Annotated in this window: 18 protein-coding genes; 12 read left to right on the top strand and 6 right to left on the bottom strand. The window is 62.4% G+C overall.

Translation table 11 applies throughout. The features are described 5' to 3' along the window. The first annotated feature begins 120 nt into the window (after nucleotides 1-120). The 5 genes from BEN47_RS17850 (at nucleotide 121) to BEN47_RS17835 (ending at nucleotide 4,052) form a co-directional block, all read left to right on the top strand. A complete protein-coding gene (locus BEN47_RS17850) occupies nucleotides 121-699 on the top strand; it encodes a helix-turn-helix domain-containing protein (protein WP_070730348.1) in 579 nt (192 codons plus the stop codon). A 15-nt stretch (nucleotides 700-714) separates the two neighbouring features. After that, nucleotides 715-1,995, top strand: coding sequence for a site-specific integrase (locus BEN47_RS17845; RefSeq protein WP_070730344.1), 1,281 nt, complete (start codon nucleotides 715-717; stop codon nucleotides 1,993-1,995). Between the two features lie 223 nt (nucleotides 1,996-2,218). After that, entirely contained in the window at nucleotides 2,219-2,377 is a 159-nt protein-coding gene (locus BEN47_RS21580; protein ID WP_158011088.1) for a hypothetical protein, read from the top strand. Continuing rightward, nucleotides 2,334-2,813 carry a DUF6169 family protein gene (locus tag BEN47_RS17840; protein ID WP_125921770.1) on the top strand — a complete coding sequence of 160 codons (480 nt, stop codon included), beginning with the start codon at nucleotides 2,334-2,336 and terminating at the stop codon, nucleotides 2,811-2,813. The genes BEN47_RS21580 and BEN47_RS17840 overlap by 44 nt, the downstream gene beginning before the upstream one ends. Nucleotides 2,814-3,149: 336 nt before the next feature. Beyond that, nucleotides 3,150-4,052, top strand: coding sequence for a histone deacetylase family protein (locus tag BEN47_RS17835; protein WP_070730338.1), 903 nt, complete (start codon nucleotides 3,150-3,152; stop codon nucleotides 4,050-4,052). Here BEN47_RS17835 and BEN47_RS17830 read toward each other — a convergent pair. From BEN47_RS17830 to BEN47_RS17820, 3 genes are all read right to left on the bottom strand, one after another. After that, on the bottom strand, nucleotides 4,049-4,759 hold the full coding sequence (locus tag BEN47_RS17830; RefSeq protein ID WP_239691655.1) for a methyltransferase domain-containing protein: 711 nt from the start codon (nucleotides 4,757-4,759) through the stop codon (nucleotides 4,049-4,051). The genes BEN47_RS17835 and BEN47_RS17830 overlap by 4 nt on opposite strands. A 12-nt stretch (nucleotides 4,760-4,771) precedes the next feature. Further along, complete coding sequence (locus BEN47_RS17825; protein ID WP_070730335.1) at nucleotides 4,772-5,938, bottom strand: type III polyketide synthase; 1,167 nt, start codon at nucleotides 5,936-5,938, stop codon at nucleotides 4,772-4,774. Between the two features lie 202 nt (nucleotides 5,939-6,140). Beyond that, nucleotides 6,141-7,259: an NAD(P)/FAD-dependent oxidoreductase gene (locus tag BEN47_RS17820; RefSeq protein ID WP_083322557.1), complete on the bottom strand. Its 1,119-nt coding sequence runs from the start codon at nucleotides 7,257-7,259 to the stop codon at nucleotides 6,141-6,143. A gap of 175 nt (nucleotides 7,260-7,434) precedes the next feature. On the opposite strand from BEN47_RS17820, the gene BEN47_RS17815 reads away from it, so the two are divergent. Continuing rightward, nucleotides 7,435-7,818: a T9SS type A sorting domain-containing protein gene (locus BEN47_RS17815; protein WP_083322556.1), complete on the top strand. Its 384-nt coding sequence runs from the start codon at nucleotides 7,435-7,437 to the stop codon at nucleotides 7,816-7,818. 277 nt (nucleotides 7,819-8,095) lie between these two features. Here BEN47_RS17815 and BEN47_RS17810 read toward each other — a convergent pair whose 3' ends face one another. The 3 genes from BEN47_RS17810 to BEN47_RS17800 all read right to left on the bottom strand — a co-directional run bounded on the left by BEN47_RS17810 (nucleotide 8,096) and on the right by BEN47_RS17800 (nucleotide 13,560). Then, nucleotides 8,096-9,181, bottom strand: a complete 1,086-nt coding sequence (locus BEN47_RS17810; protein WP_070730328.1) for a flavin-containing monooxygenase — start codon at nucleotides 9,179-9,181, stop codon at nucleotides 8,096-8,098. 66 nt (nucleotides 9,182-9,247) lie between these two features. Next, on the bottom strand, nucleotides 9,248-12,130 hold the full coding sequence (locus BEN47_RS17805; protein WP_070730326.1) for a PAS domain-containing hybrid sensor histidine kinase/response regulator: 2,883 nt from the start codon (nucleotides 12,128-12,130) through the stop codon (nucleotides 9,248-9,250). 71 nt (nucleotides 12,131-12,201) lie between these two features. After that, on the bottom strand, nucleotides 12,202-13,560 hold the full coding sequence (locus BEN47_RS17800) for a sigma-54-dependent transcriptional regulator (protein WP_070730324.1): 1,359 nt from the start codon (nucleotides 13,558-13,560) through the stop codon (nucleotides 12,202-12,204). A gap of 498 nt (nucleotides 13,561-14,058) precedes the next feature. Between BEN47_RS17800 and BEN47_RS17795 the strand changes: the two genes are divergently transcribed. The 6 genes from BEN47_RS17795 (at nucleotide 14,059) to pyrE (ending at nucleotide 21,483) form a co-directional block, all read left to right on the top strand. Beyond that, the gene (locus tag BEN47_RS17795; RefSeq protein ID WP_158011086.1) at nucleotides 14,059-16,188 is read left to right on the top strand and encodes a T9SS type A sorting domain-containing protein; all 2,130 of its coding nucleotides are present in this window, start codon (nucleotides 14,059-14,061) and stop codon (nucleotides 16,186-16,188) included. Nucleotides 16,189-16,481: 293 nt separating this feature from the next. Further along, a complete protein-coding gene (locus tag BEN47_RS17790; protein WP_070730321.1) occupies nucleotides 16,482-17,363 on the top strand; it encodes a DNA/RNA non-specific endonuclease in 882 nt (293 codons plus the stop codon). Between the two features lie 542 nt (nucleotides 17,364-17,905). After that, nucleotides 17,906-18,943 carry an amino acid--tRNA ligase-related protein gene (locus BEN47_RS17785; protein WP_070730318.1) on the top strand — a complete coding sequence of 346 codons (1,038 nt, stop codon included), beginning with the start codon at nucleotides 17,906-17,908 and terminating at the stop codon, nucleotides 18,941-18,943. 186 nt (nucleotides 18,944-19,129) lie between these two features. Next, a complete protein-coding gene (locus BEN47_RS17780) occupies nucleotides 19,130-19,978 on the top strand; it encodes a dihydroorotate dehydrogenase (protein WP_070730315.1) in 849 nt (282 codons plus the stop codon). Between the two features lie 44 nt (nucleotides 19,979-20,022). Next, nucleotides 20,023-20,802, top strand: coding sequence for an orotidine-5'-phosphate decarboxylase (gene pyrF / locus BEN47_RS17775; RefSeq protein ID WP_070730313.1), 780 nt, complete (start codon nucleotides 20,023-20,025; stop codon nucleotides 20,800-20,802). Between the two features lie 51 nt (nucleotides 20,803-20,853). Then, nucleotides 20,854-21,483: an orotate phosphoribosyltransferase gene (gene pyrE / locus BEN47_RS17770; RefSeq protein ID WP_070730311.1), complete on the top strand. Its 630-nt coding sequence runs from the start codon at nucleotides 20,854-20,856 to the stop codon at nucleotides 21,481-21,483. Nucleotides 21,484-21,564: the final 81 nt, after the last annotated feature.

The raw sequence follows: 21,564 nt of genomic DNA, 5'->3' as shown, positions 1-21,564 counted from the left end.
ATTGCTGCGATGCAACAAACGTAGTCAACAGATGTGAATAAAAGCAACATTTGTAGTTGAATTATATACAACAAATAAGGATAAATGGAACAAGGCTCTGTGAATCAGCGACTAAATTTATTGGTCGACCTGTTCGAAAAAGGTAAAAAAGCGGCTTTTGCCAGAAAGGCAGGTATTTCCCCACAGGGTGCACAAGAACTATTGGCTGGTAGGAAGGGCGACCCGTCATTCAAGGTGCTTATTAAAATACTTGAAGCTTATCCGCAGATAAGTACAGACTGGGTGTTGTTTGGAAAGGGTGATATGCTGCTTCCGGAAGCACAACTAGGCCACCCCGCGCGCATGGCAGCAGAGAATGAAACAGTAGAGCCTTTCCTACCTCCCGGGTATAATATCGATAAGGTATTCGAGGAAATGTGGGAGGAGCGGAGTAAAGCGGAGGATGAGAAACGCGAGAAAGACAGGTTAGCTATTTGGGGGTTGGTCGACTACCTGGCTAAAAATGATGACTCCGGTGAGATTGCGAAGATTCGACAACTCCTGGCTTCGGCTCTGGCTCCCGACATTGACCCGAGCAAGGTGGTTGAAATAACGGATGTCTATTACCGAGGGGCAGGGTTTGAAGACCCCATAGGAACAGAGGAAAAGCAGGGCCGCAAGAGCGTGAAGCAGAACACGAAGCAAGCTGGTCAGCAATAACCCTGCATTTGCCTCATGGAACTCATCTTCCGCCAGCGCCTCGACCGCCCCGACAAGGCCGGGCGCGCCAACATCTTCGGGGACCTGCACTGGGCCGGTGGCCACCGCTGGAAAATGCCCACCGGCGTCAAGGTGGTGCCGGCGCACTGGCAGCCCACCAAGGCCCGGCGCATCCACACCAGCGCGCCCGATGCCAATCAGCTCAACCTGCGGCTGGGCCGGCTGGTCACGGCTGTGGGCAGCGTGTTCCTGAGCGCCGAGGCCGCCGGCCGGGCCGAAGCCGACGTGACGCAGGCGGAGATTGAAGCCGCTGTGAGCGCTGCCGGCACCGGCACCCGCCGCCGGCCCAAACAGCAGCAAGCCGAAGCTCAGGCCGCCGTCGAAGCTCAGTTGACCCCCACCACGCCGTGGGCGAAGTTTGCAGAGCGCTGGCAGGCAGAAAACGCGCATCTGCTTTCCGCCAGCACGCTGCGCCTCTACGGCCAGGTGGTGAGCAGCCTCGGAGAGTTTGACGCGCGGTTGCGGCTGGCCACGCTGACCAAGGAGCGGTTGGCCCAATACGTGGGCTGGCTTTACGCCCAGGGCCGGCGCGACTCGACGGTGCAGCGGCACTACGCCTTTCTGCGCGAGTGCCACCGCCTGGCGGGCCTCGCGGTGCCGAAGTGGCTGGGTCGGCTGCCCGTGCGCTACGGCCGGGCCCCCACGCTGCGCCGTGCCGAAGTGTTGGCCCTGCTCAGTGCCCAGCTGCCCGCTGACCTGGCCGAAGAGCGCGACGTATTCCTGTTCCAGCTGCTGTTGCTGCTGCGCGACGTGGACCTGCGCGCGCTGCGGCCGCACCACGTCGGCTTGCACGAGCTGCCTGGCTTCGGTCCCACGCACTGCGTCGAGCTCTACCAGGAAAAGACCGGGGAGCCGGTACGCATCCCGTTGCCCCCGGAGGCGGCCGCCATCTGGCAGCGCTGGGAGGGGCGGTTGCCCATGCCCACCCAGCAGGAGCGCAACCGCCGGCTCAAGCAGCTGGGCCAGGCCGCTGGCCTCACCCGCGAGTTCGTGGCCAACTCCTTTTCGGGCAAAACCCGCCACGAGGAGGTCGGGCCGCTCTGGCAGGCCGTCACCACGCACACGGCCCGCCACACCGGGGCGGCGCTGCTCGTGCTGGGCAGTGAGGGCGACCAGCAGCTAAAAGAAATTGCGCTCGGCCACGTCTCGGCCAGCGTATACGGGTATGACACGCTGGAGCGCTACGGCCCGCAGCTGCTCCAGGCCTGGGCGGCGGCGCTGGGCACCCCACGGTAGGAGAGGAGTTCGGCCCGCCGGCACCACGGAAGGCTCTGCGAACGCAGAAGGCCGGCTAATGTGCCCGAAATGCTCCAATCCATATCAAATAGCTGGCACGGAATGGCATATTTTAGCAGTCAAACAAACCAAAATCTGTAACGGGCCGTTACATTTGTGCTGCTTGACAGGTTGTCAAGCGGAATCCCCGCCTATATTCTGGGCCTCGCAAATCGCCCCCACCATGCCCTCGACCGTTCAGAAAATTGATTGGAACAGCGTAGTCAAGCAAATGGATGCCGATAAAAAGCGCATTCAGGCGGCTCTGTGCGGCAAAAACAAAAAGAAATCGGCGCTTGATGACGTCACCTTTATTCACCCATTCTCCGTACCAGGTCACTAGTACGGAACAAGGGTATGCGTTCACAACGGATTTAGGGGAGCGTTATCTCATCTACTTTTCGGATGCCTCCGGCTATTTTGATGGACTGGACTTTGCGCCCCATGCGTTGATGATGGGCTTGGCGCGTCGAAGCGGTGGCGACCCGCTACAACATGACCCGCGAATCCTGGCCACGCTCATGCAGAGTCTGGAGGCAAGTTTACAAGATGTAAAGCGGGTGCTGGTCTATGTCTGCGACCAATCGGACGGCAAGCAGGAATACCGGCACAAGCTGTTTGGCCTCTGGTTTCAGCGGCACAACGCTGGCCGGTTCGTCCGGCATGTAGTGGCCGCGGCAAATGGATTGTATGCCTCCGTCATCTACAGTAAAAACAACCCATTCACCTCAGAGTTGGAAGATTCCCTTCCCGAGCTTACCAATAAGATAAATCAGTAGTGGGCCGTAACCGGGGCAGCAAACCGGACCGGGGGCAAAAGTCAAAATTGCCCCCGGTTTCCAGGAATATCAGCGCCGGAATGTGCCAGCAAGCGAATACCGAAACGCCATACACACCGTATTCAGGGGCGTTTTGCTAGCATGTTTCGGCGTGCTCTGGCAAATGGCTGAGCCCAATACGCCTCACGGAAACCCTCATTGCCTAGCGCAATGAGGGTTTTTTATTGAGCTGCCCTGGGGTTCAGGCGGCGCACAGTTTCGGTGCGCCAGTGGGTGTTGCCAAGCGGTTGTGCGCTGCCGGGCAGCCAAACTCTGCGGTTAATTTGTTGCTGCCCTATGCTGCCCATTGCCTTCGCACCCAACTACGCCCACCCGCTGCCAGCCGGCCACCGCTTTCCCATGCTGAAATACGAGCTGCTGCCCGAGCAGCTCTTGCACGAGGGAACGGCCACCAGCGCCGATTTTTTTGTGCCCACACCGCCCCCCGTAGCCGACGTGCTGCTGGTACACGCTGCCGACTACTACGAGCGGCTGCGCCTGGGCCAGCTCACCCGGCTGGAGGAGCGAACGACGGGCTTTCCGTGGTCGGCCGAGCTGTTTGAGCGCGAAATCACCATTTTGGGCGGTACCATCGAGGCGGCGCGGCTGGCCCTGCAGCACGGCGTGGCCTTCAACATTGCTGGGGGCACGCACCACGCGTTCCGGGCGCGGGGCGAAGGATTTTGCCTGCTCAACGACCAGGCCGCCGCCGCCATGTGGCTGCTCACGCACGTGCCCGCGGTGCGCAAAGTCCTCATCGTGGACCTCGACGTGCACCAGGGCAACGGCACGGCGGCTATTTTTCAGCACGAGCCGCGGGTATTTACCTTCTCTATGCACGGGGCCCGCAACTATCCCGCCCGCAAAGAAGCCTCCGACCTGGACTTGCCCTTGCCCGACGGCATCGATGACGCCCACTACCTGAAGCTGCTGGGCGAAACCCTGCCGCGCCTCCTGGACGAAGTCCAGCCCGATTTCGTGTTTTACCTGGCGGGCGTCGACGTGCTGGCTACCGACAAGCTGGGCCACCTGGGCCTCACCCGCGCCGGCTGCCGCCAGCGCGATGAGCTGGTGCTCAGCCTCTGCCACCGCCACCGACTGCCCGTGGTGGTGTGCATGGGCGGTGGCTATTCCGAGCGCATCCTCGACATTGTGGAAGCCCACGCCAACACCTTCCGGGTGGCCGCCGCACTCTATTAGCCCTGGCCCGCAATAATGACCTGCCAGCGGAACGCCCAGCGCCAGCGCAGCTCGTAGCGCCGGATACCAGCGCGCGCCAGCAGCGCCACCCAGTCCTGGCGGCGGAAGGCCCGGGCCACCGACAGCGGCGCGTCGTGCCGCACCAGGTAGGAGCCGCCCAGCAGCCGCGTGAGCCATTTAATGCTGTGGTAAGCCAGCCAGTGCCGGTGCAGGTCGTTAATCACCACCGCTACTTGCGCCTGCTGCTGCCATTGCCGCAGCAGCGTCACCAGTTCATCGTCCTCGAAATGGTGGCAAAACAGGCTGCACGTGAGCACGTCGTAGGGCTGGGCCTGAAATTCGGGGGAGAAAATGTCGAATTGCTGGTAGCTGATTTCCGGATATTCCCGGCTTTTGGCGGCTGCGTAATCCAGCATAAAGCGGTTGGCGTCGATGCCCGTCAGGGTAACCGGCACGCGGTTGCTGCGGGCCCAGCGGGCCACGTGCCGCAGGGTGTCGCCGCCACCGCTGCCCAAGTCGGCCAGGCGCAGCGCCTGGCCCTGCGGAAAGCGGCTTTTCAGGCGGTCCAGGGCATTGAGCACCGGCTGGTAGCCGCCCAGCCACGTGTTGATGGTTTCCAGCTCGTCGAGGTTCTGGCGCAGCGCATCGGTGGCCAGCGTCAGGTCGTCCATCAGCTCGGGGCCGGAAGCGCGGGCAGTAAAATTCACGGCATGCGGAAATTAAACGACCTCCGCCGACTCCTTGGCCTTGCTGCTCACCGCCGCGCCGGCCGCCTCGTGCACCACTTCCAGCAGCATGGCCTCCATGGTCAGCCCCGGCCCAAAGGCGAAGCTGAGCACCGGCGCGCCGTGCTCGGCGGGCGTGGAGTGGGCCAGCACGTCGCGCAGCACAAACAGCACCGTGGCCGACGACATGTTGCCGTAGTCCCGCAGTACGCGGTAGGCGTGGCGGTTGTCGTCCCGGCTCAGCCCCAGCTCGGTCTCAATGGTTTCCAGAATCTTGCGCCCCCCCGGATGGATGGCAAAGTGCCGAACGTCGGCCAGCTCCACGGGCAGGCTTTGCAGCAGCCCATCGGTGAGGTTGCGAATGCCGCGCTGAATGAGCTTGGGCACGTAGCTGGACAAGGTCATCTCAAACCCAAAGTCGTTGATGTGCCACGCCATGTCGTCGTGCCCGTCGGGCTCCAGGCCGCAGTGAAAGGCCTGCAGGGCCAGGCTGGGCGCGCCATCGGGCAGGGGCTTGGCCTGCACCAGGCAGGCCGCCGCGCCATCGCCAAACAGGGCGTTGCTGATGAGGTGGTCTTCCTCCGGGCTTTTCTGAAAATGCAGGGTGCACAGCTCCACGCTCACAATGAGCACGCGGGCGTTGGCATCGGCCAGGCAAAAGGCGTCGGCCAGTTTCACGGCGTTCACGGCGGCGTAGCAGCCCATAAAGTTCACGCAGGTGCGGCGCACGTCGTGCCGCAGGCCCAGGGCCTGCACCAACTCAATGTCGAGGCCCGGCGCGTACATGCCGGTGCAGCTCACCGTCACCACGTGGGTGATGCTGGCCATGGCCACGCTGGGCACCTGGCGCAGGCAGTCGCGCACGGCTTCGGTGGCCAGGGGCAGGGCTTCGCGCCGGTACACGGCCATGCGCTGCCCCACGCTGGGAAACGGCTCCAGGGTGGGCGTATTGGGGAAAAACGTGTACTCGCCGTTGGGGCGGCCGTAGTCGGGCAGTACCGAGTAGCGGTGCTCAATGCCCGTCACCCGGTACAGGGCCCGCAGTTTGCGCGCGTCGTTATCGCCAAAAGCCAGCGCCTGGGCCATAAATTCGGCTATTTGCGGCTGGGCAATGCGATGAACGGGATTCGCAGTGCCGATGGCACCTAGGTAACTCGGCATTCGGGAGGAATTACAGATTCGAAAGTTGGGGAAAGGACGCTCCTTCGGGCAGCTCAATGTACGGAAGCCCGCGCATCAACAATGCCTAACTACGGTAAAACAAACATTTTTGCGCGGTGCTTAGATTAAATAATCTGCATAACATTCTGGCCTTGCCCGGCCGCCGGGCCGTGTTGCAAGGGCAGCCTTTGCCGGAAACGGCTTAAAACACCTGGCCGTGCGTGCGGCTCATCAGCGCCTGCACGGCGCCGGGCCAGTGCCGGAGCCCACCCACCACCAGCTCGCTCAGCACGGGCCCGCCAAACAGCTTTTGCACCGTTCGGCCCATCCGTAGCCGGCTGCCAAACTGCGCGTTCCAGGCGCGGGCGTAGCCGCCTTCCATAGCGGCGCGGGTAGTAGTGCCGGCCAAAAAACCGTGCGCGGCCGCAGCCGCCAGCGCCGCGCCGTGCAGCGCCATGGCCATGCCGTTGCCGCACAGCGGCGTGATAAGGCCGGCGGCATCGCCGCACATCAGCACGTGCTGCTCCACCGGCTGCTTGGGGGCAAATGAAATTTCGTTGATGACCTCCGGCTGGGGGTACAGCATCTCGGCCGTGCCCAAAATCTCCCGCAGCCGCGGATTTTTGCTCAGCACCACCGCCTCCATGGCCGGAATGGTGCCGTGGTCCTTCAGGTTCTGGCGGGTGGTGAGGTAGCAGAAGCACAGCTTGTCTTCCTCAATGGCCGAAATGCCCGCGTAGCCGTTGGCAAAATTGTGCAGCGCGATGACATCGCGGGGAAAGCCCGGCAGGCGCAGGTGGTATTTCACGCCCAAGTAGGGCGAGCGCTGCGCAAAAAACGAGCGCTGCAGCTGCCGGTCCAGGTTGGTGCGCTTGCCGTAGGCCCCCAGCACCACGCGGGCCGTGAGCACGCGGCCGTCGGCCAGCGTCACGTGGTGCTGGTCGGTGGCGGCGTCGAAGGCCACGTCCGTCACGGTGTTTTTCAGGTAGAACGTGACGCCCCGCGCCAGGGCCAGGCGGTACAGAAAATCGTCCAGCACGTAGCGACTCACGCCAAACCCGCCCAGGTCGAGCCGGGCCGTGAGCGTACGTCCGCCCGGCGACGACAGCAGAAATTTCCCGATGGCGGCCGGAGCCAGCGCGGCCGGGTCGGCGTGGAGGCGCCGCAGGTAGGGCAGCACCTCATTGCTCACGTATTCGCCGCACACTTTATGGAACGGATACTGCTTGCGCTCCACCACCGCCACGCGGTGCCCGCGTCCCGTCATGTCCAAGGCTGCTGCCAAGCCGGCCAGACCGCCGCCAATCATCAAAATATCCACTTAATATGTCAAAAAAAAGAGAACTAAGAACAGCAAACCAGCGTAATCTATCGAAGTTTCTGCATATATTACTAGCGCTTGTGGCTTAAGGGCCTTACCTTTGCTAACTAAAACCGCCGCCACTCGTTAATCCTGAGCGCCCCGCGCTTGTTTCTGCCGACCTCTAATTATTACTATGATGCAACGCTTACTCTTACCATTGATTTGCTTTATTTGCTTCGGCCTCAGCCTGGGCACCCTATTCAACGCCCCAACGGCGGCGGCAGCTACCCTGAGCAGTCCTGGCCAGCAAACCAAACCCGGCGACGATAAAACCCTGCTGCTGTACCCCAACCCCAGCACCGGCATCGTGCACCTCACCATCAATAACCTGCAGGGTAAAAAAGTGCAGCTGAGCGTACTCAACGTCATTGGTTCGGTGATGTACCGCGAAACGCTCACTGAAATGAACGACCGCTACACCAAAATGCTGGACCTGACCAAATTCGCCAACGGTCTGTACTACGTCCGTCTCGAAGCCAACAACACCAGCCAGATGTGCAAGCTCGTAATTCGCTAAGTAGCCGCATCAGCAACACGTTATTCATAGAAAAAGCAGCCCTAGAGCTGCTTTTTTTGTGCCTTGTCTCTGCGATGAATACTACTTCACTCGAACGCGTACGGGAGCGAGTTTAGGCTTGTCAGAAGAGAATGTGTCGAGAGTGAGCGCGAAAATAGCGGCGAATACGCCGAGCATGACAATAACCATAATGGTAAAGGCGAATCAGGTGGATAAAAGCGTGCCCTTACTGGGGGCCGCTTCTGTTGTACTCAACCCGGAAAGCCGGGCCGGGGTTTCAATAACATTCAGGCATTTGCAATAACCCGGCCACAATCCGCTTGGCATCCGGCCCGGCCCCGTTTAGCAGGGCCGAGCGGCGGCTATCCAGCCAGTCGAGCCCCAGAAAAGCGACTCCCGGTGCCTCCGTGAGCCCCCGGTGGTGGCGGGGCTGGCCATCGACCTCCAAAATGGGCAGGTCTATCCACGCGTAATCGGGCTGGTAGCCGGTGGCCCACACCACCGCGTCTAGGGGAGGGGAAGCCTCCCGCCGGCCCCGAATGGCGCCGGTCGGCAGCACGCCATCGGCCCGGCCAATGAAGCGCGCATTGGCAAAGCCGCGCAGCTTTTTTAAATCGCCGCTCACCACCGGCTCCGGGCTATTGCGCATTTTGCGGCCCAGCCAGGAGTGGCGCGACACGCCCAGCAGGCCGGTGAGGACGAGGCCTGCCCACATGAGCTGGCCGTTGGGCATGGCCGGGGTGTGCTCATCGAAAGCCACAAACACGGGGCGGCCGGTGGCGGCCACATCGGCGGCAATCTGCAACGCGGAGTTGCCGCTGCCTACCACTGCCACCGGGCCGTTGCCCGGCAGCTGGGTGGGGCGCTGGTAGTCGCGGCTGGGCAGCTGGGCCACCGCCGTGGGCAGCTCTGCCGCCCAGGCCGGTACCTTGGGCGTGGTGTAGGGTCCCGTGGCTATAATTACCCGGCGGGTGTGGTACGTGCGGCCGGCGGCAGTGCACACGGTATATCCCGCCCGGCCGGTGGAGGCCGCCAGCCGGGTCACGCGCTGGTTCACATCCAGGGGAAACGCAAAGTGCGCCGCATAGCTGCACAGGTACGCGGTGGTTTCGTCGCGGGAAGGGTAATGCAGGGGCTTAGCCGGCCAGGGCAGGCCGGGCAGGCCGCTCACCCAGGCCGGCGAAAACAGCCGCAGCGAGTCGTAGCGGGCCGGCCACGCAGCACCCGCAGCGGACGCGGCTTCCAGCACCCGGAAGTCGATGCCGGCTTGCTGCAGATAGTACGCGGCGGCCAGCCCCGCCTGGCCCGCCCCAATCACAAGGGTATTGGTTTGAATAGGAGGCTGGGCTGGGGAGTCGGTCATGTAAGTAGGGGCAGGAATGAGGCTGACACGAGGCCGACCCGTCCGGACGTAACAACGCTGGAAGGACTATGGCTGCTCCGGGAACTCCTGCCGGAGTTCGGCCATCACCTGCTCGGTCACGGCGCGCACCTGGGCCACTTGCTCAGCGGCCTGTTCGGGGGCGGGCGGGGTGGCTCCGTAGGCTTCCACTTCCCGAATGGTATGGCGCAGGCTTTCTACCCCCAGGCCGTCGAGCGAGCTTTTGAGGTGGTGGGCGGCGTCGCCTACGGCTTCCCAGTCGGGCTTGGTCAGGGCCTCGTCGAGGGCGGTGAGAATGGCGGGCGTGGTTTCGATGAACGCCCAGGCAAGGCGCCGGACGATGGCTTCATCGCCGCGCACCAGCTGGCGCACATTACTTAAGTCGTATGAAGGGGTTGCAGAAGACATGGTGGCAAGTGTGAGAGGCAATAGAGAAGTGGTGTGCGTGGTGTGGCGGGCCAAAACGGCCTGCATGGCCTGAAGAAGCTGCTCTTCCCGGTAAGGCTTGGCAAGATAGCCCGCAAAGCCAGCCGCTGCTAGGCGTTCGGCCTCGCCCGCCTGGGCCCGCGCCGTGAGGGCAATGACGGGCGTGGCGGCCCGAATGGCGTCGGGGTGTTCGCGCAGGGCGCGGGCGGCCGTTTCGCCGTCCATGCCGGGCATCTGAATGTCCATCAGCACGAGGTCGAACGGGCGTTGTTCAAATAGTTGAATGGCGGCCAAGCCACTGGCGGCCGTGGTCACCTGCCAGCCCCAGTTGCGCAGCACGGTTTCGGCCAGCAGGCTGTTCACCATATTGTCTTCTACCAGCAGCACGCGGCCAACAGCCGGAGCCTCGGGAGCCGCGGGAAGGGGCAGTGCGCTGGCGGGCGCGGCCTCGGGCACCGGCGCGAAGGCCAGCGTGAAGGCAAAGGTGCTGCCGCCGCCCAGCTCGCTGCTCACCCGCAGCACGCCCCCCATGAGGGCCACGAGGCCTTCGGAAATGCTCAGGCCCAGCCCCGAGCCGCCGTATTCGCGGTCGGTGCTGGCGGTGGCTTGCGCAAACGGCTCGAACACTTTGTCCAGGGTTTCGGGCGCAATGCCCACGCCGGTGTCGTTCACCGTGAACTGCAGCCACACGGTGCCCGCCGGCTCCGCGTGGCGGGCCGGGGCCGGCACGCGGCGGCACCGCAGCAGCACCTGGCCCGTGGCCGTGAATTTGATGGCGTTGCTCACCAGATTGAGCAGCACCTGCCGCAGCCGGTGGGCATCGCCCAGCACGCGGGGCAGGTTCGTGGGTTTTTCTACGCGCATGCGCAGCCCTTTTTCGCGGGCCCGGGGCCGCAGCAGGGCGGCGCAGCCCATGAGCAAGTCTTCGGGGCTGAAGGGCTGGGCCTCGGCCCGCAGCTTGCCGGCGCCGAGGCGGGCCGTGGTCAGCACGTCGTTCAGCACGGTGAGCAGGTGCTCCGCCGACTCGCTCAGCAGGTGCAGGTAGTCGTGCTGGCTGCGGCTGAGCGTGGTTTTGGCCAATACCCCGGTCAGGCCCAGAATGCCATGCAGCGGCGTCCGGATTTCGTGGCTCATATTGGCCAGAAAGTCCTGCTTGGCCTGGGCGTCCACCTCGGCTTCGCCCACCGCCGATTCCAGGGCCTGCTGCATCAGCTTCAGCTCGGTGATGTTGCTGTCCACGCCCAGTACCTGCGCCGTGCCGTCGGAGCGCACAAAGAGGCGCTTCACGCTGCTGAACCACGCCACCTGCCCGTCGGGGTAGGTGTAGCATTCTTCCAGGGTCAGGTCCCGGCCAGTGGCCAGGACCTGCTGGTCCTGGCTGAGGTAGCGGTCCGTCTCGGGACCGTGCTCCACCCGCGTGTTGGCTTCGCCGTAGCGTACCAGTTCGTCGGGCGTCATGCCGTAGAGGGCGGCCATGGTGCGGTTTGCCAGCAGGTAGTTGCCGTGGCCGTCTTTTAGGTAGATGGGGTGGGGCAGGGCGTCAATCACCTGGTGAAACAGGCGGTGCTGCTCGGCCAGCTTATCGGCGGCGGCCTGGCCCTGGGCGTCGGTGGCCCGCCGCTCCGTCACGTCTTCGGCCACGCCAATGATGCTCGTTACCTGGCCCTGGGCATCGCGGGCAAACGGCGTGTGGGCGCTCCGCAGCCAGCGCGTGGTGCCGTTGCGGTGCTGCACGGCAAACTCCAGGGCGAGCGTCTCGCCGTCGGGCAGCTGGGCTACTTCCTGGAAATGCGCCCGCAGCTGCGCCAGCGTATCGTCCGGCACAATGCTTGGCAGCAGCGTGCCCTCGCGGAATTCCAGCAGCTCTGCGCTGCTGATGCCCAGGAACTGCTCAATGCGCTGGTTGGAGTACGTGTTGCGTTCTTCGCGCAGGTCGTAGATGTAAATGAGGTTTGGCACCAGGTCCACTACCTGGCGCAGGAGGTGGCGGCTTTGGCGCAGGCTCTCCACGGCGGCGCGATGCCGGGTCACGTCCTCGGCGCTGCCCATTATTTCCCGCACCTGGCCATCGGGCCCGAAAACACTGGCCCGGAGGCGGATGCGCAGCCAGCGCCAGCCGCCGTCGCGGTGGCGGAGGCGGCAATCCCAAGTCAGGGCCCGGTTGCCGGTGAGTACGTGGTGCAGGTCGTTGCGCTGGAACTGGGCCAGCGAGTCGGCGTGCAGCATGGTTTCACCCAGGGCCTGGCCCATGCTTAGCAGCTCTTGGCTGGAATAGCCCAGCACCGTATGGCAGTGCCGGTTGCAGTGCAGCAGGTGCTGGTGCTCCACATCGTAGCTGAACAGAATGAGCGGCACCCGGTCGGCCGAGCCATTACCAAAGAGGGGCGCCGTGCTGCCGCCGCCTTCCACTGCAGGCACGGTACCGCTGGCCGCGGTGCGGGCTACATGAGCGGCTACTCGGCGCACGGCCGGAACCGCCGCCCGGCGGGAAAAACGAGGACGCATAAGGCAGGAGCTCGGCTAAACGGGAGGAATCAGGCGCAAATAAAGGCAACAGCGCCGGCCGCTCACGGGTTTCAGGCCAGGTGCAGCTCGCGTTGCTGCAGCATGCGGTAGATGGTGGACTTGCCAATGCGCAGCTTCGCGGCCACGGCCAGCACATCGCCGCCCATCTCATCGAGGCAATGCTGCACAATGGCCGTGGTCTGGTCGCGCAGCGAAAGCTGGCTGCCCGCGCCCACGGCGGGGCGGCTGTCGCGCAAGGGCAGGTCGGCGGCCTGAATCTGTTCGCCATCGGCCAGCACCGCGGCCAGCTCCACCACGGCTTTCAGCTCCCGTACGTTGCCCGGAAAGGGGTGGCTCAGGAGCAGGCTGCGGGCCCCGTCGGAGAGCTGGCGCGGCGGCAGGTTGTTGAGCGCGCAAAAGTCCCCCACGAAAGCTTCGGCCAGCAGCAGCACGTCGTTGCCGCGCTGGCGCAGCGGGGGCAAGGCCACCGGCAGGCCCAGCAGACGGTAATAAAGGTCTTCGCGGAAGCGGCCGGCCTGCACTTGTGCCAGCAGGTCGCGGTGAGTGGCCACAATCAGGCGCACGTCAAACGCCACCGACTGGTTGCCACCCACGCGCGTTACTTCCCGCTCCTGCAGCACGCGCAGCAGCTTGGCTTGCAGGCTCAGGTCGAGGTCGGCTATTTCGTCCAGAAAGAGGGTGCCGCGGTTGGCTTCTTCCAGCCGGCCCACGCGCCGGGCCACGGCCCCCGTGAAGGCACCTTTTTCGTGGCCGAACAATTCGCTTTCCACCAGCTCGCGGGGGATGGCGGCCATGTTCACGGCCACGAACGGCTGGTTGGCCCGGCCCGACTGGAAATGAATGGCCTTGGCCACCAGCTCTTTGCCGGTGCCCGTTTCGCCGCTCACGCTCACCGTAATGGTGGTGCGGGCCGCTTTGGCAATGAGGGAGTGCACCTGCTGCACCGACGCGTGCTCGCCCAGAATGGCTTGTCCGGGGCTGTAGCGGGCGCCAATCTGCTGGCGCAGGCGGTTGTTTTCGCGGCGCAGGCTGGCTTGTTCGCTCACCTTGCCCACGATGTTCCAGAGGCGGTCGAGCGTGTTTTCGTCCTTCACCAGGTAATCGTACGCCCCTTGGCGCAGCATGCTCACGGCGGTGGTTACGTCTTCCTGGCCCGAAATCACAATGACTTCGGTGGCCGGCAGCCGCTCCCGAATCTGCCGCAGCACCTGCTCGCCTTTGCTGTCGGGTAGGGAATAATCGAGGGTGATGAGGTCGGGCTGCTCGCCTAGTTGGTCGAGGCAAGCGCGGGCGGTGGTAAACCGGTGCACGCTGTAGTCGGGGTTCTGGCCCAAGCGGTGCAAAAGGAGTTCGCCGTACCACTTGTTGTCCTCAACCACAAAAATTTTGAAGGGTATGGATGAAGTCATGCGAATAATGAGAAGAATGATTGGATAGGAACCGCATTTAATCAACTCTCAGAGTCGTTAGTAGTCCGATTGTCGTATTGAATCAGGTGAAAATTATTGAAAAAATTATATTGTGATACTGGGCCAGAATAATTGGTGAGAATAAAAAACTCGACAAAATGAGGCACATACGAGGCATAATATGGAATAGTTTGACGCTAAAATCTTATGTGTTTCTCGATTTAGGAACAAATTCCAATAATGGGATAATTGTGGCAATATTACGAAAAACATATGTGATTGGTTACTAGCTCAACAAAAAGAATTTTCGCGCATGGACAATGAATTGCACTAAGCTGAACGGCACTGTGCCAGCTGCTTAAAATATTTTCATAGCCTATCATGCGAATCTTTACTCCTACTTCCGTTTCACTGGCTCGAGTTCGAGTTCTATCCCTTATAGCAGCTATTTGTTTGGTGGTGGGCAGTGCCTTTGCCACTGGGGCATCAGCCCAGTCCTTGCCTGCTTACTATTCCACGGGCAGCAACTTGTTTCAAATCACGCAGCCCTCGCCCCAGGTGACGGGCAGCGGAAACGTGACGGCTGGCCTGAATGCCTCGGATGGGGACTTCAGCACCTTTGCCGTCCTCCGGACCGACGCGACCGCGACGCTGGGCAAGCCCGTGGGGCTGCGGCTGCAACTCACGGGCGAGGCGCCAGCCGGCTACCGCGCCGGGGTGCTGCTGGCCAACGCCAGCGGCCTGCTCAGTCTCAACGCGCTGGGCACCGTTACGCTGCGCACCTACCTGAGCGGGGCCACGCCCGAGCTGCGCGAAGAAAAAGTGGTGCGTGCCGACCTGGTGCGGGCCTCGCTGCTGGCCACCGACCGCCCCACGCAGCTGGAATTCTCGTCGTCTAAGTCGTTTGATGCCGTGGAGATTGAAATTGGCGGATTGGTCGGCGTCAGCTACACCACCAATATCTATTACGCCTATGGGGTGCAGCCGGGCGTGCAAACCCGGGCGGCGGGTTACCTGTCGCAATTCGCCGCGCCCACCAGCGCCGAGTTCAACACCCGGGACTACACGGGCCTGGCATGCGTGCTCACCGACGTGGACAATCCGGAGCGCGTGGCAGACTTTGACCTGACCAACTTCGCCACGTTCCGCAGCGTGCTCACCGTGGACTGCCAGCCCTCGCTGCGCACCAAACTGGCGGGCGTGCCGGCCAGTGGCGTTCCGGCCGGCCACTACGCCGGGTTTGTGGTGGGGCAGGCGGGGCTGCTCGATGCGGGCGTGCTCAGTGGCTTGCGGGTTAGTACCTACCGCAACGGCGTGCTACAGGAGTCCCGCACTGGCACCGGCCTGCTGGAACTGAACGTGCTTCCGGGCGGCAAAGCCCAGGTCTCGTTTCCAACCACCCTGCCCTTCGACGAAGTCGGCATTTCGCGGACGGGCCTGCTCACCGCCGTCGACAATTTGAACGTTTACTACGGTTTTGGCTTGCAGCCGCAGTTTTTTGAGGGCTTGAACCCCGTGCTTACTGACACTACGGCCCCTACCTCGCCCGAGCAATACCTGGCCAGCGCCCCACAAACCATTTCGCTCGTTGGTCTGGGGCTGGTCACGCTCTCGCAGGTGGTTGACCCGGAGAACGCCGCCGATGGCATCTTGACGAACTTCGCGCAGCTAAATACCACGGGTTTGGGACTTATCACCGGAACGACCAGGGCCAGCCTGCGGCTGAAACTCAACGGCACTGGCCGCGCGGGCAACCGCGTGGGCGTGGTTATTCAGCAGGGCGCGGGGCTGCTCGACCTGGCCGCACTCCAACGGCTGACCCTGCTCACTTACGACGCCGACAAAAATCTCATCGAAACCAAGACCGGGTCCGACTTGCTCACGGTGAGCTTGCTGGCCGGTTCGACGGACAAGTTCAAGGTTTCGTTTCTGGCCACGCGCGACTTCCAGTACGTCGCATTGGAAGTGAACAGCGCCGCATCCATTTCCTCCAACACGCGGGTATTCTACGGGTTTGCCGAGGACATACCGCTGTTCTCGTTTGCAGCCCCGCTGCCCGTGGAACTCTCCGCCTTCACCGGCCGCTGGGCCAACGGTGCTGCCGACCTCAACTGGGCCACCGCCTCCGAGAAAAACAGCAGCCACTTTGTAGTGGAGCGCTCCACGGGCAAGGATGCTGGCTTCCAGGCCATTGGCCAGGTGCAGTCGGTGGGCAACAGCAGCCGTACCCAAACCTACACCCTGCGTGACCAAGAAGCGGCCACCCAGGGCGTGGCCATCCTCTACTACCGCTTGCGCCAGGTGGATGTAGACGGCAAGCAAGCCTTCTCGCCCGTTGTTTCGGTGAAGGTGAACCAGCGCATCAGCGCGACGCGGCTGGAAGTGTACCCCAACCCTGCCTCCGACGTGCGTTCCGTGATGATTCGCCTCCAGGACCTGCCCGCCGGCAGCACCGTGCAAACCTACTCGCCGCTCGGTCAACTGGTAAGCCAGATGCCGGTAACCGGAGCCGGGGCAACCCGCCTGGTGCTGCCTGCCACGTTGGCCCCCGGCATGTACCACGTGGTGCTGCGCGGAGCGAACGGTCAAGCGCTATCCACGCAACGCCTCGCAGTAGAGGGCCGCTAAAGCACCTCTCTTTTGTGCAGCCACAGGGCCTCGCTGGTACTTCCAGCGGGGCTCTTTATGCCGGCCCATCTGGTTTTTCCAATACCCGAAAGTGGGCCTGCACGGGCGGAATCTGCCAAAGTAAAGCCAGCACTTATAGCGCTACACGGTTGTATAAAAAGCACATAATGTTATAGGGCACTTAATTGCCAGCATCTTTTCCTGCGCGTAACATTGTAGTGGTGGTAGCGAAACTCCTGCCGGAGACCTTTGCTGCCACTGCCCACTCCACCATTTTCTCATTTCGCTCACCTATGAAGCTTACTTGTATCAGAATTAGTAGCCTGGCGCTACTCGTGGCGTTGGCCACTTCGTGTTCGAAACAGGAAATGACCCCCGTTGCCGAACCAACCGCCGCCGTAGTGGCTCAGGACGCCACCCGCGACAGTCACCTGGCCATGGGCAACCCCAGCGGCGCCACCACCAATACCACCTATTACTACAACTACCTCCTGTCCAAGTCACAGTACGCCATGTCGTACCACCGCGACCGGGGCACGCCCAACTGGGTGAGCTGGCACCTGAGCAGCGCCTGGCTGGGCAGCACCCCGCGCCAAGACGACTTCCGCGCCGACGCCACCCTGCCCAGCGGCTGGTACCGCGTGGGCGGCAGCAGCTACTCGGGTTCGGGCTTCGACCGCGGCCACCAAACCCCCAGCGCCGACCGCACCGGTTCCATCACCGATAACTCGGCCACGTTTCTCATGACCAACATGATACCCCAGGCCCCCAACAACAACCAACGCACCTGGGCCAGCCTGGAAAGCTACTGCCGCAAGCTGGTAAGCGAGGGCAAGGAGCTCTACATCATCTGCGGGAGCTACGGCAAGGGCGGCGATGGCACCAACGGCTACGCCACCACCATTGACGCAGGCCGCGTAACCGTGCCCAACAGGACCTGGAAGGTGGTGGTGGTGCTGTCCGAAGGCAGTTCCGATGCCGGCCGCGTAAGCACCAGCACCCGCATCATCGCCGTGAACATGCCCAATTCTCAAACCATCAATTCGGACTGGGGCACCTACCGCTGCACGGTCAACTCCATCGAGTCGGCCACGGGCTACAACATCCTATCGGCCGTCTCCACTTCGGTGCAGGACGTCATCGAAGCCAACGTCGATACCGGCCCCACCAGCTGAGCCAACCCCGGCAGGATAAGCCGTTGCTGACAAAAAAAGACCGTGGTACTCAGACGAGTACCACGGTCTTTTTTGTGTCCGGAAGCAAACATTGCTTTTATCTCGGAATAAAGAGTCAAAGTTACGGGGTTTCCCAAATGCGGCGCAAGCGCAAAATTTTGTTAGAAAAAGATTTACAGCACTATACCTGCTAAAAATCCCGGCTATCTCTTTTGATTCGCATAAAATGACGGGCGAAAAAAAAGTTGAAAAAAAGTCGTAATTAAAACTTAACATCACCTATGATTTGCCCGGCGAAATGATTCCGTAATTTTGCATCGTGCTTCAACCCAATCACCAATTGATGAAGTGCGGGACGCTGAATACAGCCCCGCAGCGAGACCGGAAGGTCTTAGCCGCCGTCGGTTTTGCCGATTTTCATTTCGTTTTTTCTGGTTGTTGCCCCGCCGCCGTTTCGTGATTCGAAACGGTTTTTTTATGTCCAATCGGTTCAGTTACCTCGACTAATCTTACTTCTCTTTTAACCCCCATACAAAAGAAAAATGGACACCAACACCCTCGCCCCGAAAGTGGCCGCTGCCACCCTCGCCTCGGCTCACGCCGGCAACCGCAACCTGAGCACCGACCCCAAGCGCATGGCGGTAATCAAAGTATGGGACGCCATGATGCGCGGCGCCCGCAAGTACTGCGAGCAGGAAGGCTTCGTGACCATCCACAACATGCCCCACATTGTGGGCGTGACGGGGGCTTGCGAAAACACCGACACCCTGTTTACCCTGGACTGGTACGACGGCAAGAAGATGTTCCTGCCCCAGTCGAACCAGCTCTACATCGAAATGCTGACCCAGGCCGTGGAAGGCGGCCGCGTGTGCGGCGAAATTCAGAGCTTCCGCAAGGAGCTGAACGCCGACAACCGCCGCCTGGCGCAGTTCACGCTGTTCGAAATTGAGCACCTCGGCGACCTCGACGAGCTGCTGGGCCACCTGAGCGGCATTGTGCGCACCGCCGCCAACGAAGTAGCCACCAAGTGCGCCAAGGAGCTGGCCCTGTTCGGCCGCGACGCGGAGGATATCAAAGACCTCACCTTCAAGCGCATGACCTACGCCGACGCCATCGAGCGCCTCAAGCCCGAGGGCTTCCCCGACCTGCAGTGGGGCGACGACCTGGGCGCGAACGAAGAAAACCGCCTCACCGAGCTGGAGGGCCCCATTTTCATCACCCACTACCCGGCCGACATCAAGTTCTTCAACATGCGCAACAACGACGACGACCCCCGCGTGGTGAACTCCTCCGACCTGCTGTTGCCGCTGGCCGGCGAGTCGGCGGGTTCGGCCGAGCGTGAGTTTGACGGGGCCAAGCTGCGCCACAAGCTGGAAACCAGCTCGATGTTGGCCGGTCTCATCCGCCAGGGCATGAAGCTGGAAGACTTTGAGTGGTACCTCGGCTTCCACGAGGAGCACGACGTGAAGTTGCACTCGGGTGCCGGCGTGGGCATGGCCCGCGTGGCCCAGTTCATCCTCGGCCAGACGGACATCCGCGAGTGCGTGCCCTTCCTGATTAACCGCGACAACGTTATCTAATTATAGTTGTAAATTGCTGGTTGTCAGTTGTTAGTGAGTGGGTTGGGCGTTGCCCGGCTCGAAGCTGGCAACTGACAACCAGCAATTGTTTTCCCGTTGTGCTAACTTCAGGAAGCGGAATTCCCCGGTTGAACGCGCTATTACACGGCCCGACAACCAACAACGAGCAACGAACAACTGAAGACTATGAAACTCGGCGCCATTACGTTACAAAATTCTGTGTGCCTGGCCACCGCTCCCTGGGAGCTTGACGGGACGGGCTACGAGCAGCTGGGCGCAATATTCACCAAAACTGTGACCATGGAGCCCCGTGCCGGCCTGCCCGGCGATGAAGGCATCCTGCAGGTAGCCGACCAGACCCTGCTCAACCGCACCGACCTGCGCACCGAGGGGGCCGAGTTGCTGGTGCAGGAGCACCTGCCGCGTCTGTGCCGCTTCGGCGTGCCGGTGTTTGTGAGCATCACGGCGCCCGGCGTGCCGGGCTTCCGCAAGATTGCGCGCTACCTGCAGCGCGAGGCCGGCGAGCAACTGGCCGGCGTGGAAGTGTACATCACGGCTCCGCATTCTGGCGCGGGTCCTGAGATAACGGCCCGCTACGTGCGCGAAGCCACCGAAGCCGTGCGCACCGAACTCCGCGATGACGCGGCCGTGATTGTGAAGCTGCCGCCGTGGCCCGACCACATCCGGGGGCTGGCCCTGGGCGCACAGGAGGGCGGCGCCACCGCGCTGGCCGCCACCAACACCCTGAAAGTGATGCACCTGCCCGCCAACCCCAACGCCGCGCCGCTGGTGGGCGGCCTCTCGGGCGAGGCGTTGCGGCCGCTGGCCCTGCGTTGCGTGTGGGAGCTGGCGAATGACGAGAAACTGCAGCTTCCTGTTTTTGGAACGGGTGGTATTTTTACCTTGCGCGACGTGGAAGACTACCTTCGGGTGGGTGCCCAGGCCGTGCAAGTGGCCAGCGGCGAATGGTTGTCGCCAGGCCTCTCGGCGCGGTTGGCCTCGGAAGTAGCCCACAAAGCACCCGTGGCCCGCTAGCCTGATTCGTACTTCTTTTCCATCCAAACTCCCCGCCCTTTCCGATGCAAAAGCTCCTCAACCGCGTTCAAACTGCTAATTCCCTGCTTTGTGTGGGCCTCGACCCCACCGGCGACGACGCGGCTGTGGCCCAGCGGCTGCGCGAAGTGGTAGCCGAAACCGCTGCCTACGCGGCCGCATTCAAACCCAATCTGGCGTTCTTTCTGAGCCGTGAAAACGGAGTGGCCCTGCTCCAGCAAACAGTGCAAAGCATACCCGATGACATCCCCGTGATTCTGGACGGCAAGTTTGGCGACATTGCCAACACTGCCGAGCAGTATGCCCGCTTCGCCTACGACATTGTGGGCGCCGATGGCGTGACCGTGAACCCCTACATGGGCGACGACACCATCCGGCCCTTCGCCCGGCCCGGCAAGGTGGTTTTCTCCTTGGCCAAAACCTCCAATAAACCCCAGCACGGCCTGCAGGACGCCGCCATGACGCGGGGCGGCTCCATCAGCGACTGGGCCGCCCGCTTGGCCAAGCTCATGGACGAGGAACTGACCGAGTCCACCGTGGGCCTGGTGGTAGGCGCTTCGGAACCCGAGACAGTGGCCAAGCTGCGGGCCTCATGCCCGGAGCAATGGTTCCTGGTGCCGGGCATTGGGGCGCAGGGCGGCGACCTTTCGGCCACGCTACAAGCTGGCTTGCGCGCCGATGGCAGCGGCCTGCTGATAAACTCCTCACGGGGCATCTGGCAGGCGAAAGACGCAGGCGCTGCGGCGCGCCAGCTGCAAGAAGAAATCAACCAACACCGGGTTGTGACAAGCCCTCAATCTGCCTGACCAAGAAGCCGCTTCACCGCGGCTTTTTGCGTATTAGATTTTCTGCAACCAATGACCCCAACCACCTTAACCGCCCCTTTGCCCATTGCCCTCGATGCCGAGCGGGTGGAGCAGCAGCTGCAGCAGGCAGATGCCCTGTTGCGCGGGCACTTCCGGCTTTCGTCGGGCCTGCACTCCGATACCTATGTGCAGTGCGCCCGCTTCCTGTGCCGTCCGGAGCTGGCTGCACCCGCCGCGACCGCGCTGGCCAGTCAGATTAAGGCTGCTGGTTTACAGCCCGATGTGGTAGTCGGCCCCGCCATGGGCGGTGTAGTGATAGGCTACGAGCTGGCCCGCCAGCTGGGCGTGCCCGGCATTTTCACGGAGCGCGACGCCGATGGGCAGATGACCCTGCGGCGCGGCTTCGTGGTGACGCCGGGCGAAAAAATCATCATCGCCGAAGACGTGGTGACGACTGGCAAAAGCACGCTGGAAGTAGCTAACGTATTGCGGGCTATGGGCGCCGAAGTGCTGGCCGTGGCTTCGTTGATTGACCGCACGGGCGGGAATGGCGGGCTGGATTTCCCGCATTTCGCGCTCCTTTCGGTGCAGGCTGCCACCTTTGCCCCCGAGAATTGCCCCCTGTGCGCCGCCGGCGTACCGGTAGTAAAGCCCGGCAGTCGGCCGGAAAAAGCGTTTTGATTTTTGGTTGTTGAAAAAAACCGTCATGCTGAGCGAAGCCGAAGCATCTCGCTTGCAATCACTAACCAATAATGCTACAAC

Source organism: Hymenobacter lapidarius (genome assembly GCF_001816145.1).
Classification (GTDB): Bacteria; Bacteroidota; Bacteroidia; order Cytophagales; family Hymenobacteraceae; genus Hymenobacter; species Hymenobacter lapidarius.
The sequence above is the reverse complement of the archived record's forward strand: the minus strand, read 5'-3'. Positions and strand labels throughout refer to the sequence as shown.

Bases quoted from the DNA above. Each gene is read 5' to 3' on its own strand.
- BEN47_RS17835 (WP_070730338.1), top strand. From the start codon at position 3,150: ATGCTGCCCATTGCCTTCGCACCCAACTACGCCCACCCGCTGCCAGCC.
- BEN47_RS21580 (WP_158011088.1), top strand. From the start codon at position 2,219: ATGCCCTCGACCGTTCAGAAAATTGATTGGAACAGCGTAGTCAAGCAA.
- BEN47_RS17805 (WP_070730326.1), bottom strand. From the start codon at position 12,130: ATGCGTCCTCGTTTTTCCCGCCGGGCGGCGGTTCCGGCCGTGCGCCGA.
- pyrE (WP_070730311.1), top strand. From the start codon at position 20,854: ATGACCCCAACCACCTTAACCGCCCCTTTGCCCATTGCCCTCGATGCC.
- BEN47_RS17845 (WP_070730344.1), top strand. From the start codon at position 715: ATGGAACTCATCTTCCGCCAGCGCCTCGACCGCCCCGACAAGGCCGGG.
- BEN47_RS17825 (WP_070730335.1), bottom strand. From the start codon at position 5,938: ATGCCGAGTTACCTAGGTGCCATCGGCACTGCGAATCCCGTTCATCGC.
- BEN47_RS17800 (WP_070730324.1), bottom strand. From the start codon at position 13,560: ATGACTTCATCCATACCCTTCAAAATTTTTGTGGTTGAGGACAACAAG.
- BEN47_RS17780 (WP_070730315.1), top strand. From the start codon at position 19,130: ATGAAACTCGGCGCCATTACGTTACAAAATTCTGTGTGCCTGGCCACC.
- pyrF (WP_070730313.1), top strand. From the start codon at position 20,023: ATGCAAAAGCTCCTCAACCGCGTTCAAACTGCTAATTCCCTGCTTTGT.
- BEN47_RS17810 (WP_070730328.1), bottom strand. From the start codon at position 9,181: ATGACCGACTCCCCAGCCCAGCCTCCTATTCAAACCAATACCCTTGTG.
- BEN47_RS17815 (WP_083322556.1), top strand. From the start codon at position 7,435: ATGATGCAACGCTTACTCTTACCATTGATTTGCTTTATTTGCTTCGGC.
- BEN47_RS17840 (WP_125921770.1), top strand. From the start codon at position 2,334: ATGACGTCACCTTTATTCACCCATTCTCCGTACCAGGTCACTAGTACG.
- BEN47_RS17790 (WP_070730321.1), top strand. From the start codon at position 16,482: ATGAAGCTTACTTGTATCAGAATTAGTAGCCTGGCGCTACTCGTGGCG.
- BEN47_RS17785 (WP_070730318.1), top strand. From the start codon at position 17,906: ATGGACACCAACACCCTCGCCCCGAAAGTGGCCGCTGCCACCCTCGCC.